Annotated in this window: 15 protein-coding genes and 1 pseudogene; 11 read left to right on the plus strand and 5 right to left on the minus strand. The window is 69.7% G+C overall.

Annotated features, from left to right (window positions below; all coding sequences use genetic code 11):
- Positions 1-61 precede the first annotated feature (61 nt).
- Positions 62-460, plus strand: coding sequence for a DUF4307 domain-containing protein (locus M2157_RS18380; RefSeq protein ID WP_280862865.1), 399 nt, complete (start codon positions 62-64; stop codon positions 458-460).
- A 168-nt stretch (positions 461-628) separates the two neighbouring features.
- Positions 629-1,129 carry a transcription elongation factor GreA gene (gene greA, locus M2157_RS18385; protein WP_057607641.1) on the plus strand — a complete coding sequence of 167 codons (501 nt, stop codon included), beginning with the start codon at positions 629-631 and terminating at the stop codon, positions 1,127-1,129.
- 66 nt (positions 1,130-1,195) lie between these two features.
- Here greA and M2157_RS18390 read toward each other — a convergent pair whose 3' ends face one another.
- The 3 genes from M2157_RS18390 to ilvA all read right to left on the minus strand — a co-directional run bounded on the left by M2157_RS18390 (position 1,196) and on the right by ilvA (position 4,431).
- Positions 1,196-2,041 (minus strand): ABC transporter permease, encoded by an 846-nt coding sequence (locus M2157_RS18390; RefSeq protein WP_280862866.1) that lies wholly within the window; start codon positions 2,039-2,041, stop codon positions 1,196-1,198.
- A complete protein-coding gene (locus tag M2157_RS18395; protein WP_280865743.1) occupies positions 2,038-3,018 on the minus strand; it encodes an ATP-binding cassette domain-containing protein in 981 nt (326 codons plus the stop codon). Before M2157_RS18395 ends, M2157_RS18390 begins: the two co-directional genes overlap by 4 nt.
- 183 nt (positions 3,019-3,201) lie before the next feature.
- Positions 3,202-4,431, minus strand: coding sequence for a threonine ammonia-lyase (gene ilvA, locus M2157_RS18400; RefSeq protein ID WP_280865744.1), 1,230 nt, complete (start codon positions 4,429-4,431; stop codon positions 3,202-3,204).
- Between the two features lie 162 nt (positions 4,432-4,593).
- On the opposite strand from ilvA, the gene M2157_RS18405 reads away from it, so the two are divergent.
- The 3 genes from M2157_RS18405 (at position 4,594) to M2157_RS18415 (ending at position 6,050) form a co-directional block, all read left to right on the plus strand.
- Entirely contained in the window at positions 4,594-5,097 is a 504-nt protein-coding gene (locus M2157_RS18405) for a MarR family transcriptional regulator (RefSeq protein WP_020118471.1), read from the plus strand.
- Between the two features lie 139 nt (positions 5,098-5,236).
- Entirely contained in the window at positions 5,237-5,740 is a 504-nt protein-coding gene (locus M2157_RS18410; RefSeq protein ID WP_280862869.1) for a sigma factor-like helix-turn-helix DNA-binding protein, read from the plus strand.
- A gap of 61 nt (positions 5,741-5,801) precedes the next feature.
- A complete protein-coding gene (locus tag M2157_RS18415; RefSeq protein ID WP_280862870.1) occupies positions 5,802-6,050 on the plus strand; it encodes a hypothetical protein in 249 nt (82 codons plus the stop codon).
- A gap of 12 nt (positions 6,051-6,062) precedes the next feature.
- Here the strand turns inward: M2157_RS18415 and M2157_RS18420 are convergent, their stop codons facing one another.
- Entirely contained in the window at positions 6,063-7,220 is a 1,158-nt protein-coding gene (locus M2157_RS18420; protein WP_280862871.1) for a cystathionine gamma-synthase, read from the minus strand.
- 194 nt (positions 7,221-7,414) lie between these two features.
- Between M2157_RS18420 and M2157_RS18425 the strand changes: the two genes are divergently transcribed.
- From M2157_RS18425 to M2157_RS18440, 4 genes and pseudogenes are all read left to right on the plus strand, one after another.
- The gene (locus tag M2157_RS18425) at positions 7,415-8,533 is read left to right on the plus strand and encodes a hypothetical protein (RefSeq protein WP_280865745.1); all 1,119 of its coding nucleotides are present in this window, start codon (positions 7,415-7,417) and stop codon (positions 8,531-8,533) included.
- 184 nt (positions 8,534-8,717) lie between these two features.
- The gene (msrA, locus tag M2157_RS18430) at positions 8,718-9,383 is read left to right on the plus strand and encodes a peptide-methionine (S)-S-oxide reductase MsrA (protein ID WP_280865746.1); all 666 of its coding nucleotides are present in this window, start codon (positions 8,718-8,720) and stop codon (positions 9,381-9,383) included.
- Complete coding sequence (locus M2157_RS18435; RefSeq protein ID WP_280865747.1) at positions 9,376-9,714, plus strand: hypothetical protein; 339 nt, start codon at positions 9,376-9,378, stop codon at positions 9,712-9,714. Before msrA ends, M2157_RS18435 begins: the two co-directional genes overlap by 8 nt.
- A 162-nt stretch (positions 9,715-9,876) precedes the next feature.
- Positions 9,877-10,032: pseudogene (locus M2157_RS18440) on the plus strand (DUF4291 family protein); the annotation flags it as partial.
- Between the two features lie 49 nt (positions 10,033-10,081).
- Here M2157_RS18440 and M2157_RS18445 read toward each other — a convergent pair.
- A complete protein-coding gene (locus M2157_RS18445; RefSeq protein WP_280862875.1) occupies positions 10,082-10,747 on the minus strand; it encodes an NAD(P)-binding domain-containing protein in 666 nt (221 codons plus the stop codon).
- A gap of 101 nt (positions 10,748-10,848) precedes the next feature.
- Between M2157_RS18445 and M2157_RS18450 the strand changes: the two genes are divergently transcribed.
- Together M2157_RS18450 and M2157_RS18455 are read left to right on the plus strand one after the other, a co-directional pair.
- Entirely contained in the window at positions 10,849-11,226 is a 378-nt protein-coding gene (locus tag M2157_RS18450; RefSeq protein WP_280863802.1) for a helix-turn-helix domain-containing protein, read from the plus strand.
- Complete coding sequence (locus M2157_RS18455; RefSeq protein ID WP_280865748.1) at positions 11,177-11,692, plus strand: DUF4291 domain-containing protein; 516 nt, start codon at positions 11,177-11,179, stop codon at positions 11,690-11,692. The genes M2157_RS18450 and M2157_RS18455 overlap by 50 nt, the downstream gene beginning before the upstream one ends.
- Positions 11,693-12,191: the final 499 nt, after the last annotated feature.

Genomic DNA, 12,191 nt, shown 5'->3' on the forward strand with positions numbered 1-12,191 from the left:
TCTATAGTGACCGAATCGGGGGGCGATTAATTCCACGGCCTTGCTTTACCAGGAGACGATCATGAGCACGGCGAGCACCCAGCTGCCCGAGGGACGCTACGGCCGCTCCTCGGACGAGCGTGCCGACCACAAGCTCCGTATCGCCGGTGCCGTCCTCGGCGCCCTCCTGCTCGCGCTGATCGGCTACTTCGCCTACCACTACGTCGTCGAGAACAAGATCAGCGCAGAGGTGATCACGTTCGACGCGCAGAAATCCGCGGTGCAGGTGCATCTGGAGGTCCGCAAGGACTCCGGCACCTCCGGCTACTGCACGATCCGCTCCCAGGCGGCGGACGGCTCCGAGGTGGGCCGGGCCGACTTCCGCTTCGGTGGTGACGCCACCCGCATCGACAAGCTCGTCACGCTCCGTACGACGGCCCCGGGCACCACGGCCGAGCTGCTGGGCTGTCACGCCGACTGACGTCACCCTCGATACGTGGCCGCTGACCTGCGCTGACGTATTTCTGATGGCTTATGTCCTCCCCCTTCGGCCACTGAATTGTTAGGCTCGTGGTTTCGCCCATCCGTGAAGGCACATTCTTCTGGGTAGGGCGATGCTTTGTATTCCCAGTACCTACGAGGAGCACCTGTGACCCAGACCAGCGAAGACGTCACCTGGCTGACCCAGGAGGCGTACACCAAGCTCAAGGAAGAGCTGGCGTACCTGTCTGGTCCCGCGCGCGAGGAAGTCACCGCGAAGATCGCGGCCGCGCGCGAGGAGGGGGACCTGCGCGAGAACGGCGGGTACCACGCGGCCAAGGAAGAGCAGGGCAAGCAGGAGCTCCGCATCCGCCAGCTGACTCAGCTCCTGGAGAAGGCCAAGGTCGGTGAGGCTCCGGCGTCCGCGGACGGTACCGTGGCGCCCGGCATGGTCGTGACGATCGCCTTCGACGGTGACGAGGACGACACCATGACCTTCCTGCTCGCCTCCCGCGAGTACGCGAGCGCGGACGTCGAGACGTACTCGCCGCAGTCCCCGCTGGGCTCCGGCGTGATCGGCCACAAGGTCGGTGAGGACGCGGAGTACGAGCTGCCGAACGGCAAGAAGGCCTCCGTGACCATCCTCAAGGCCGAGCCCTACAACGGCTGACCCCGACCCCGGTCCACCGTCTGTCCTTGGCGGGCCCCCGGCGCCCTCGCGGCGCCGGGGGCTCTGTCATGCGGTGGCCGAGCGGTACTTGCGGACCGCCAGGGTCCTGAATATGACGATGATCAGGATCGAGTAGATCAGCGAGGCCCAGACCGGGTGCTGCATGGGCCAGGCGTCGGAGGGGGACACACCGGGGTTGCCGAACAGCACGCGACAGGCCTGGACCGTGGCACTGAACGGGTTCCAGTCGGCGACGTGCTGCAGCCACGGGGTCATGCGGCTGGAGTCCACGAACGCGTTCGAGATGAACGTCACCGGGAAGAGCCAGATCAGCCCACCCGAGGTGGCCGCCTCGGGCGTGCGCACGGACAGGCCGATCAGGGCGCCGACCCAGGTGAACGCGTACCCGAGCAGGAGCAGCAGACCGAAGGCGCCGAGTACCTCGCCGATGCTGGTGTGGGTGCGCCAGCCGACCAGCAGGGCGACCATGGCCAGCACGAACAGGGTCAGCGCCGTCTGCACCAGGTCGGCGAGCGTCCGTCCGGTGAGCACCGCGCCGCGGGCCATGGGCAGTGAGCGGAAGCGGTCGATGAGCCCCTTGTGCATGTCGTCGGCGATCCCCGCGCCGGCGCCCGCGGTGGCGAAGGTGACGGTCTGCGCGAAGATGCCGGCCATCAGGAACTCGCGGTAGACCAAGGAGTCCGTGGTGCCGCCGATGTTCATGGAGCCGCCGAAGACGTAGCTGAACAGCACCACGAACATGATCGGCTGGATGAGGCCGAAGATGACCATCTCGGGGATTCTGGACATCCGGATCAGGTTGCGCTTGGCGATGACCAGCGAGTCGCGGACGGACTGGCTGAGGGGGTTGCCGGGAGCCGCGACCCGCGCGGTGTCGGTGACGGCGCTCACTTGGCGTCCTCCTTCTTGTCGTTGTCCTCGTCCTTCGCCTCGGCCGCATGTCCCGTCAGCGACAGGAACACGTCGTCGAGGGTGGGGCGGCGCAGGCCGATGTCGTCTATCTCGATGCCGCGGGTGTCGAGTTCGCGGATGACCTCGGCGAGCAGCTTGGCGCCGCCGGTGACGGGCACGGTGAGCTTGCGCATGTGGTCCTCGACCGAGGTGTCGCCCTTGCCGAAGCCGCGCAGGATCTCCGAGGCGGCCTGGATGTGCTCGCGCTCGTGCACGACGACCTCGACGCGCTCGCCGCCGGTGCGGGCCTTGAGCTGGTCGGAGGTACCCGTGGCGATGACGTGGCCGTGGTCGACGACGGCGATCTCGTGGGCGAGGTGGTCGGCCTCCTCGAGGTACTGGGTGGTCAGCAGCAGGGTGGTGCCCGCGGAGACCAGCTGTTTGATGACCTCCCACAGCAGTTGTCGGTTGCGTGGGTCGAGACCGGTCGTCGGTTCGTCCATGAACATCACGGGCGGTGAGACCACCAGGGCGGCCGCGAGGTCGAGGCGGCGGCGCATGCCCCCGGAGTAGGTCTTGGTGGGGCGGTCGGCGGCGTCGGCGAGGTCGAACTGCTCCAGCAGCTCGATCGCGCGGACCTTCGCCTGCTTCGCCCTCATCTGGTAGAGCTGACCGACCATCTGCAGGTTCTCGCGGCCGGTGAGGTATTCGTCGACAGCCGCGAACTGGCCGGAGAGGCCGATGGAGCGGCGCACGGCGTCGGGGTGCTTGAGGACGTCGACGCCCGCGACGACCGCCGAGCCGCTGTCCGGCTTCAGGAGAGTCGTCAGGCAGCGGACGGCCGTCGTCTTGCCCGCGCCGTTCGGTCCGAGGAGGCCCAGGACGGTGCCCTCGGGGACATCGAGGTCGACGCCGTCCAGAGCCCTTACGTCACCGAAGGTCTTGACCAGGCCTTCGGCATAGATGGCGCCAGGCATATGAGTCTCCACGTCGTCGGGGATTCTTGGGAAAGCCTAGGTTTGTGCGCTTTCTCCCGCCCGTCATTTTCTTCCGCGGGCGGTGTGAGCGGCGGCACGAGACACACCATAACGCGATGTATCGCGTCTCTCAATGGACTTGCTCGAAAGAGTGACTCCTGCGTGCTGGAGGGGGTCCTGACCTCAGTCGATGACCGTGTAGCCCGCCTCGCGGAGGGCTCGGCCGACCTCGGCGCAGTGCTCCGGCCCCTTCGTCTCCAGGTGCAGCTCGACCTCCGCCTCCGCGAGCCCGAGCCGTGGATCGGTCCGGACGTGGCTCACGTCCAGGACATTAGCGTCGACCACTGACAACACCCCGAGGAGCGTCGCGAGGGCACCGGGCCGGTCCGTGAGCCGGAGCCGAACGGCCAGGTAGCGGCCCTGCGCGGCCATGCCGTGCCGCAGCACCCGCTGCAGCAGCACCGGGTCGACGTTGCCGCCGGACAGCACGGCGACGACCGGCCCCTCGAAGGCGCCCGGGTCGCTCAGCAGCGCCGCGACCGGGCTCGCCCCGGCCGGCTCGACGACCAGCTTGGCCCGCTCCAGGCACAGCAGCAGCGCGGCGGACAGCTCGTCCTCCGTCACCGTGCGCACCTCGTCCACGAGTTCGTCCACGATCCCGAACGGCACGTCCCCCGGCCGCCCGACCTTCATGCCGTCGGCCATCGTCACCGGGTTCTCGATCGACATCGGGCGCCCGGCCGCCAGCGAGGGCGGATACGCGGCCGCGCCGGCCGCCTGCACACCCACGATCCGCACGTCCGGCCGCAGGGCCTTCACTGCGATCGCGACACCGGCCGCGAGTCCGCCGCCGCCGATCCCGAGAACGACCGTGCGCACCTCGGGGCACTGCTCCAGGATCTCGAGGCCGACCGTGCCCTGGCCCGCGATGACGTCGGGGTGGTCGAAGGGATGGATGAACACCGCGCCCGTCTCGTCCGCGTACTCCTGTGCGGCGGCCAGCGTCTCGTCGACCACCTGACCGTGCAGACGCACCTCGGCGCCGTAGTGCCTGGTGGCGCTGATCTTCGGCAGCGGGGCGCCCTTCGGCATGAACACCGTGGAGCGCACGCCGAGCAGCGTGGACGCCAGCGCGACGCCCTGCGCGTGGTTACCGGCGCTCGCGGCCACGACACCCGCGGCCCGCTCCTCGGGCAGCAGTCCGGCGATCCGGACGTAGGCACCGCGGAGTTTGAACGACCCCGTCCGCTGGAGGTTCTCGCACTTGAAGTGCACCGGCGCGCCCACCAGCTGGGTCAGATGGCGGCTGCCCTCCATCGCGGTCGTCCGCGCCACGCCCGACAGCATCTTCTGCGCACCGCGCACGTCGTCGAGGGTCACCGGCGGCACGGGGTGGGCCTTGCGGTAGTTCATGACTCAAGTCTCGCAGTTCACACGTGCGTGCTCGCGCTGTGACCAACGTCCGAGACGGGTTTACTCAGCGCCGGTACGGCCTGCCTCCGGGCCGCGTACCCTGTCCCCCAACCCAGCAGCCCTTCATGAAGTGAGCCCCCGGCCATGCCCACAACACCTGAAATGTCGATGGACATGACGACCGTCGGTGACACCGGTCTCCTCGACACCCTGCAGCACGAGGTGGCGGTCTTCGCCCGTCGTGCCGAACAGACCCGGCTCGGCGGGGTGGGGCAGGTGCGCAACTCCATGGACCGCGCCGCGTACCTGCTGCTCAACCGGCTCGACAAGGAAGGCCCGATGGGCGTCAAGGCGCTCGCGGCGAGCATGGGGATCGACTCGTCCACGGTCACCCGGCAGGTGGCGCCGCTCGTCGACACCGGGCTGGTCAAGCGCACCTCGCACCCCGAGGACGGACGCGCGGTGGTGCTCCAGCTGTCCCCGCGCGGGCAGTCCCGGCTGGAGGAAGTGCGCTCATCACGGCGTCAGTTGATGGCCGAGCTGACACACGACTGGGCGCCGGAGGAGCGCGAGGCGTTCTGCACGCTCCTCACACGCTTCAACACCGCCCTCTCCTCCCGGATGGCGGTCCAGGGGGTCCCGGGACCGGAGGCGCAGTCCTCTTAGGCGCCGCGCGCACGCGTGTACCGCCCCGCCTCTTGACCGGACGGCCGTGCCGGGCCTCATATGAGACCGGGTCCTCTGAGACCGGGTCCTCCTGGTCGTACGAAGCCGTCGTACGGCCCTCCGCAGGCGGGGAGGTGCGGTGCGGCAACGGCAGGTGGTCCAGGGCACACGTCGGGCCCGGGAGTTCGAGGCGTTCGTCGCGGGCGCTGCCGGGCGGCTGCTGCACGCCGCGACGCTCCTGACCGCGGAGGCACCGGACGACAACCCGCGCGCGCGACGCCTGCTGACGCTCGCGCTCGCGCACACGTACGCGTGCTGGGACCGGCTGCGTGGTGAGGATCCCTACGACCGCGCCCGCCAGCACCTCGCCCTGCGCTTCGCACACGGAGCATGGCGCCGCCACGGCGTCCTGCTCCGCGGCCGCACGCACCCCGACAGCCCGCTGTCCCGGCTCGCCCCCCAGGAGCGGCTGATCCTGGTGCTGCGCCTCTACGAGGGTGTGGCCGAGGAACAGGCGGCGGCCCTGCTCGGCCTGCCGGCGGAACGCGTTCACACGATCTGCGACCGGGCGACGGCCACGCTGCTGCACCCGGCGCGCGGGCCCGCACCGGCCGTGGTGAAGGCGAAGGTGGCGGCGTCATGAGGAGAGGGGACGGGAGTGGCGGCCGTGCCGTGAGACACCCGCGTCACCCCGGGAGGTGCGCGTGAACCGGACCCAGCGTGAGGCCGCCGTGCGGCAGATCATGGAACGGGGAGCGCCGCAGGTGCCCGCGGATCTGTACGGGGACGTCGTACGGCGTGGATCGCGCATGCTCAGGCGCAGGACAGCGGCGCGCCGGATCATGTGGCTGCTGATGTTCGCCGCGAGTGTGGCGTTCGTGGTGTGGGCGCTGACCGCGCGCCCCTGGGTGGAGCCGCCGTCCACGACGACTCCACCGATGAGGGGCTGGTGAGCCCCGCCCGGCCTACTTGGCGAGCGCCTGCTGGAGGTCCTCCAGCAGGTCGTCGACGTTCTCGATGCCCACGGACAGGCGCACGAGGTCGGCGGGGACCTCGAGCGCCGAGCCCGCCACGGACGCGTGCGTCATACGGCCCGGGTGCTCGATCAGCGACTCGACGCCTCCCAGGGACTCCCCCAGCGTGAAGATCCTGGCGCGGTTGCAGACCTCGACGGCCGCCTCCTCGCCGCCCTCCACCCGGAAGGAGACCATGCCGCCGAAGGACCGCATCTGCTTGGCCGCGACCTCGTGACCGGGGTGCTCCTCCAGGCCCGGGTAGAGCACCTGCGTCACGCGCGCGTGCCGGGTCAGCATGTCGGCGACCTTCGTGGCGTTCTCGCTGTGCCGGTCCATGCGCACCGACAGCGTCTTGGCGCCGCGCAGCACCAGCCAGGAGTCGAAGGGCCCGGCGACCGCGCCCATCGCGTTCTGGTGGTACGCCAGTTCCTCGCCGAGTGCCTCGTCGGCGGTGACCAGGGCGCCGCCCACGACGTCGGAGTGGCCGCCCATGTACTTGGTCAGGGAGTGCACGACGACATCGGCGCCGAGCGACAGCGGCTGCTGGAGGTAGGGCGTCGCGAAGGTGTTGTCGACGACGAGCTTCGCGCCCGCGTCCCGGGAGATCTGGGCGACGGCGGCGATGTCGGTGATGCCGAGCAGGGGGTTGGAGGGGGTCTCCACCCACACGACCTTGGTCTTCGGGGTGATCGCGGCCCGTACGGCGGCCGGGTCGCTGGTGTCGGCGACCGACCACTCGACGCCCCATCGGGCGACGACCTTCGCGAAGAGGCGGAACGTGCCGCCGTACGCGTCGTTGGGGATGACCACGTGGTCGCCGGGGCTGAGCAGCGTACGCAGCAGGCAGTCCTCGGCCGCCAGTCCGGACGCGAACGCGAGGCCCCGGCGGCCGCCTTCGAGGGCGGCGAGGTTCTCCTCCAGGGCGGTGCGGGTCGGATTGGCGCTGCGGCTGTACTCGTATCCGCCGCGCAGACCGCCCACGCCGTCCTGCTTGTAGGTCGAGACCTGGTAGATCGGCGGGACCACCGCTCCGGTGACGGGGTCCGCGGTGTTGCCCGCGTGGATCGCGAGGGTCTCGAAGTGCTGACTGATGTGCCTGTCGCTCATGGGCTCCGAGGGTAGTCCGCCCGGGGGGCCGATGACGGACGGCGGGCTCCGCACGGCCGTACGGCAGGGTTTTCCCCAGGCGTTCGGGCCGGCCGCGGGGAGTTTCCCCCAGGACATTCGGGCCGCTCCGGGAGTTTTCCACAGGGCGCCGACCGGGTTGGGCAATTGTCGGCGGCGTCTGGAACTCTTGAGGCATGGAGATTCTCTGGGTCCTGATGGCGGCGGTCATGCTGGGCTTCGTGCTGCTTCCGTTCCTGCGGCGCAGGCGAGGCGGGATCGAACAGGTCCCGGCGGGCCACCCGGACGCCGCGGACCCGGAGGACTACGGCTTCGTGCGGCAGGAGGAGCTGGACATCCGCATGCCCGGCCCCGACCAGGATCTGCTGGACGTCCTGGACCTGGTGCAGCGCACACAGGACTACAAGGCGGCCTCCCAACTCCTCGCCGGCACCGAGCGGGAGGGCGAGCTGCGCTGGCAGCGTGTGCAGGCCTTCGCCGGAGCCGCCTCGCTGGAGCTGCAGCAGCGTCCGGGCGGGGTCAGCGAGGCACCGGGCGGGCAGTGGCTGCGGGTGTGGCGGGCCGAGCAGCCCAAGGACGCGGGCGGCGCGGCCGTGCACGCGGAGTTCCTGGTCCATCAGGCGTGGCGGACCTCGACGCCGGGCACGGACGAGTTCCGGATCATCATGGAGGAGGCGAAGGTGGCCTGCGGCGACGCGGCGCTGCTGGCGCCGGGCGATCCGGTCCCGTACATCGTCGAGCTCTCCGTGGCGCGCGGACTGGCCTATTCGCAGGCGGAGTTCGAGCAGCTGTGGCTGAAGATCCTGGACCGCGCCCCGGCCCACATGGGGGCGCACCTGGCCGCGCTGCACTACTGGTGCGAGAAGTGGCACGGCTCGCGGGAGCTGGCGTACAGCTTCGCGGAGGCGGCCGCCGCCCGGGCCCCGCATGGCTCCCTCCTCGCCGCGATGCCACTGTTCGCGGTCTTCGAGCACCTGCCCGAGGTGAACCTGGTCAGCGGCTTCTACCGGAGCGAGGTCGTGACCAAGGCCATCCACGGCGCGCTGCACGCGGTCCACTCGGCCCGCGCCGACGATCCGATGCTGGCCCACGTCCGTCATCTGCTGGTCTTCTTCCTCGTGCGCGGCGAGCGCTGGGCGGAGGCCATGAGCCAGCTCGTCCACATCGACGGCCATGTCGGTGCCCTGCCCTGGACGCTGTCCGCCGATCCGGCCGCGGAGTTCGCGATATACCGGGCACTGGCGGTGGCGGGGTACGAGGCGAACGGCGGGAGTCCGGCGACGCTGGCGCAGTGATCGCGCCACCGTGGCGGTACGAGGGTGATCCGGCGGGCGGGCACGGCACCTTCGGACTGACGGCGGGCTCAGGCCGGCGAACTCACCTCCACGTCGGGCTTGTCGGAATGCGGCCCCGCGCGGAAGCGTTCTCGGTGCCGACCCGCATCCCTGTGCGACGCGCACGTACGAAGGAGCCCACATCATGCTGTTCGGCCGTACGCCCGTCCTGCCCACCCCCGAGCAGGCGCTGAAGGGCCGCCCCGAGCCGATGTACACGCTCCCCGACCGCCACACCATCCTCGGCACCCCGCTGCTCGGCCCCTACCCCGAGGGCTATCAGATCGCCGACTTCGGCCTGGGCTGTTTCTGGGGCGCCGAGCGCACGTTCTGGCGGCTCCCGGTGGGGGTGTGGACGACCCTGGTCGGCTACCAGGGCGGCTACACCGAGAACCCCGCGTACGAGGAGGTCTGCTCGGGCCTCACCGGCCACACGGAGGCGGTCCGCGTGGTCTTCGACCCCGCCCTCATCTCGTACGAGCGCCTCCTGAAGACCTTCTGGGAGGCCCACGACCCGACGCAGGGCTTCCGCCAGGGCAACGACGTCGGCACCCAGTACCGCTCGGCGATCCACACCCACACTCCCGAGCAGGCAGCCGCGGCCGAGGCCTCCCGAGCCGCCTACCAGCAGGTCCTCACGTCCTCGGGCCACGGCAGGATCTCCACGGAGATCCTCCCCGCGACGGGCCGGACCTTCTATCCGGCGGAGGGGTACCACCAGCAGTACCTCGACAAGAACCCGGCGGGTTACTGCGGGATCGGCGGGACCGGGGTCTCCTGCCCGATCGGCGTGGCCAAGGCCGATGGCTGAGCCGCTGTCGCCGGAGGCCACGGCGACCCTGCGGGCGCTGCTGTCCGGCCCGGATCCGGTAAGCGGCGCCCTGCTGGCCCAGGTTCCCCACGCACGCGTGTCGGGCCGATGCGGGTGCGGCTGCGCGACGGTCGATCTGGAGGTGGACCGTACAGCGGTCGCTCCCGCGCCGCCGCACGACAATCCGGCTGTGGAGGCCGGTTACACCACCCCGCACCGGGCCGGTGCCATGGTCTGCTCCGAGGACGGCTACCTGTCGCTCCTGGGGATCCACTCGGTCTCCGACGCACCGATCTCGACATGGCCGGACCCCCGCTTCATCGAGCGCTGAGCAACCCGGCGCACGCACCAGCGGTACCTCGACAAGAGCCTGGCCGGCTCCTGCGGGATCGGCGGGACGGGCAGGCTTGGTGATCCGCTCGGGACGAACCTGGGGCTTCCTGCCCGAGAAAATCAGTGGCCGCCTGAACCGGCCGACTCCACGCTGTACGCCATGGAAGAACCGCAACACCGGATCCGTGCGGCCCACTCGGAATCCACGATCACCGTCTACCAGGCGTACTCCCCGGAAATCGGGCTGCCCGCCGCCCGCGACGGCCGTTTCCCCGCCGCGTGGAAGCGGGACAGGATGACGTGGATCATCAAGCCGCGTTCACAGACCCTGTCGTGGCAGATCATCGAGCGTGTGAGAGATGCGCCTACCTCTGTGAGTCGGCGCGCCTGTCGTTCGAGGGGACGTGAGGGACGGCGGAGCCAGGGTCGAAGCCTGCGAAGGCCAAGCCGATCACGAATCCCGCCACCTCCTCCAACTGGCGGACGCGATCAAGCGTCCCCAGCGTCGCCGGGATTCCGCCGACGTCACGGACCAGTTCACCGACGACTTGCAGCGCGGTCGCATCGTCGCCGCACATCGCCACCGTCACGCGGGACTGGCCACCACCGATCGGGCTCGTCCACTGGTCAGCGGGAAAGAGATGGAACGCCTTCACGACCCGGGCTCCCGGAGCAAGTCCGGCGATCCGCCCCGCCATCGCCTCGCCGTGTTCAGTGAGCAGAGTGCCGACGCCATGCGTAACGGCGTTCGTGGGATCGATCAATGGCATCCCTTGGAGCACGCCGTCGGACGCGCCGACCATTCCGAGCATCTCTTCGACACCGTCCCAAGACACGGCGAGGAGCACCGCATCGCGCCCGGTGACCGCCTCACGCGGTGCGACAGCGAGCACTTCGTGGTCCAGCCGCTCAGCAAGCTTCTCCGCCTTGACCTGCGACCGTCCGCCGATCACCACCTCATGCCCCGCACGTGCCCAGCCCTCACCCAGGGCCGCCGCCAGTGTCCCTGTCCCCAGAATCCCGATACGCATCTGTCTGTGCCTCTCCCAAAGTGGTCGGGTCGGGTGGTCACGGTAGGGAAGGCGTTACGCACCGATCAGTGCGTGACCGGCGCGCGATGATGGATGGCGAGATGACTGATCACGACGCCCACTGCTATGAATTTGTTGCTGATTGCCGTTTGCGCGCGGCCACCGATCTCTTCGCCCATACCTGGGATCCCGTCGTACTGGCGGCGCTTCGCTTGGGACCGCACCGACGCCGCGAGTTGCACGCCGCGATCGGCGGCATCAGCGACAAGGTTCTGACCGACTCCTTGCACCGCCTGCTCGCGAACGGACTGATCGAGCGCCACGCACATCCCGAGGCGCCGCCACGCGTCGACTACGCCCTGACCGGCTTGGGGCAGAGCCTGGTCGAGGGCCCGATGATGGCGCTTGGACGCTGGGCGATCGAGCACGGTGACGAACTTCTTGAAGCCCAGGAGAGCAGTACCGCAAGAGGTCTGTGAGCGAAGCTTGACATGGATCAAGCCGTCGTTCCTGTGGATGATGTACCGCTGCGGTTGGGGCACCAAAGAGGGGCAGGAGACCGTTCTCGCGGTCGAGATCAGCCGTGACGGCTTCGATCGGGCGCTGCGCAACGCGTGTCTGTCGAGCTACGTCCGCGGAGTGCACGCCGACCGAGCCACGTGGCAGCGCCAGTTGAAGCGGGCGCCCGCTCGCGTGCAGTGGGACCCGGAGCGGGACCTGCGCCTCCAGCCCCTGCGGTATCGGTCCTTGCAACTGGGTCTCTCCGGTGAAGCTGTACGGCTCTACGCGGACGAGTGGACGGTCGCCATCCGCGACGTGACCCCGCTCGCCCACGAGATCCGTGCCCTCGTCAGCGGAGACGACTTGACCGCCGCCACGCGACTGCTCCCCCAGGAACGCCCTTATCCCGCTGGAGACGAGTTGCTTGCCAACGTCCTGGGATGACGCCCGACGGGCATCAGGCCCGCACCGGAGCCCACGGAGACGTCACGGCCCTCTGAGCTACCGTCCTGCGCCACCCCAGGTCAGCTGACTCGTACGGGAACACGCCTACGATCGCGTCGCAGCGGTGGGCCAGTACGGTGAACCTGTGCGGTCGCACCACGGGCAACCTGGATGGCCGCGCTTTCGGTGTCGAGTCCAGGGGACCCAGGGGTGACCCAGACCGAGTGACTCATGCAGGGCGAGGTGCGGGTTGGTGAACTCCCTGAGTACGGGACCGACCAGCCGACGGTCTTGTGCCACTTCTCGCCTGGGCCGGGCTGGGAGCCCGTCAGACCGCTGTTCGAGGCGTGGGCGGTCGTGCGGGGTCCTGACCCTGACGGGAGCCGGCACGCGAACGCCATAGCGCATCCATGGGGACACGGCCCACCTCCGTTGCTGATCAGCCGATAAAGGCGCGCGCTGGTCAGGCCGGTGCGTTGCCGACGGCTGAGGCCGAGGT

This window comes from Streptomyces sp. SAI-127 (genome assembly GCF_029894425.1).
Taxonomy (GTDB): Bacteria; Actinomycetota; Actinomycetes; order Streptomycetales; family Streptomycetaceae; genus Streptomyces.

Excerpts from the sequence above, each read along its gene's own strand:
- M2157_RS18380 (WP_280862865.1), top strand. The coding sequence starts at position 62 with ATGAGCACGGCGAGCACCCAGCTGCCCGAGGGACGCTACGGCCGCTCC.
- M2157_RS18395 (WP_280865743.1), bottom strand. The coding sequence starts at position 3,018 with ATGCCTGGCGCCATCTATGCCGAAGGCCTGGTCAAGACCTTCGGTGAC.
- ilvA (WP_280865744.1), bottom strand. The coding sequence starts at position 4,431 with ATGAACTACCGCAAGGCCCACCCCGTGCCGCCGGTGACCCTCGACGAC.
- M2157_RS18405 (WP_020118471.1), top strand. The coding sequence starts at position 4,594 with ATGTCGATGGACATGACGACCGTCGGTGACACCGGTCTCCTCGACACC.
- M2157_RS18420 (WP_280862871.1), bottom strand. The coding sequence starts at position 7,220 with ATGAGCGACAGGCACATCAGTCAGCACTTCGAGACCCTCGCGATCCAC.
- M2157_RS18425 (WP_280865745.1), top strand. The coding sequence starts at position 7,415 with ATGGAGATTCTCTGGGTCCTGATGGCGGCGGTCATGCTGGGCTTCGTG.
- msrA (WP_280865746.1), top strand. The coding sequence starts at position 8,718 with ATGCTGTTCGGCCGTACGCCCGTCCTGCCCACCCCCGAGCAGGCGCTG.
- M2157_RS18435 (WP_280865747.1), top strand. The coding sequence starts at position 9,376 with ATGGCTGAGCCGCTGTCGCCGGAGGCCACGGCGACCCTGCGGGCGCTG.
- M2157_RS18445 (WP_280862875.1), bottom strand. The coding sequence starts at position 10,747 with ATGCGTATCGGGATTCTGGGGACAGGGACACTGGCGGCGGCCCTGGGT.
- M2157_RS18450 (WP_280863802.1), top strand. The coding sequence starts at position 10,849 with ATGACTGATCACGACGCCCACTGCTATGAATTTGTTGCTGATTGCCGT.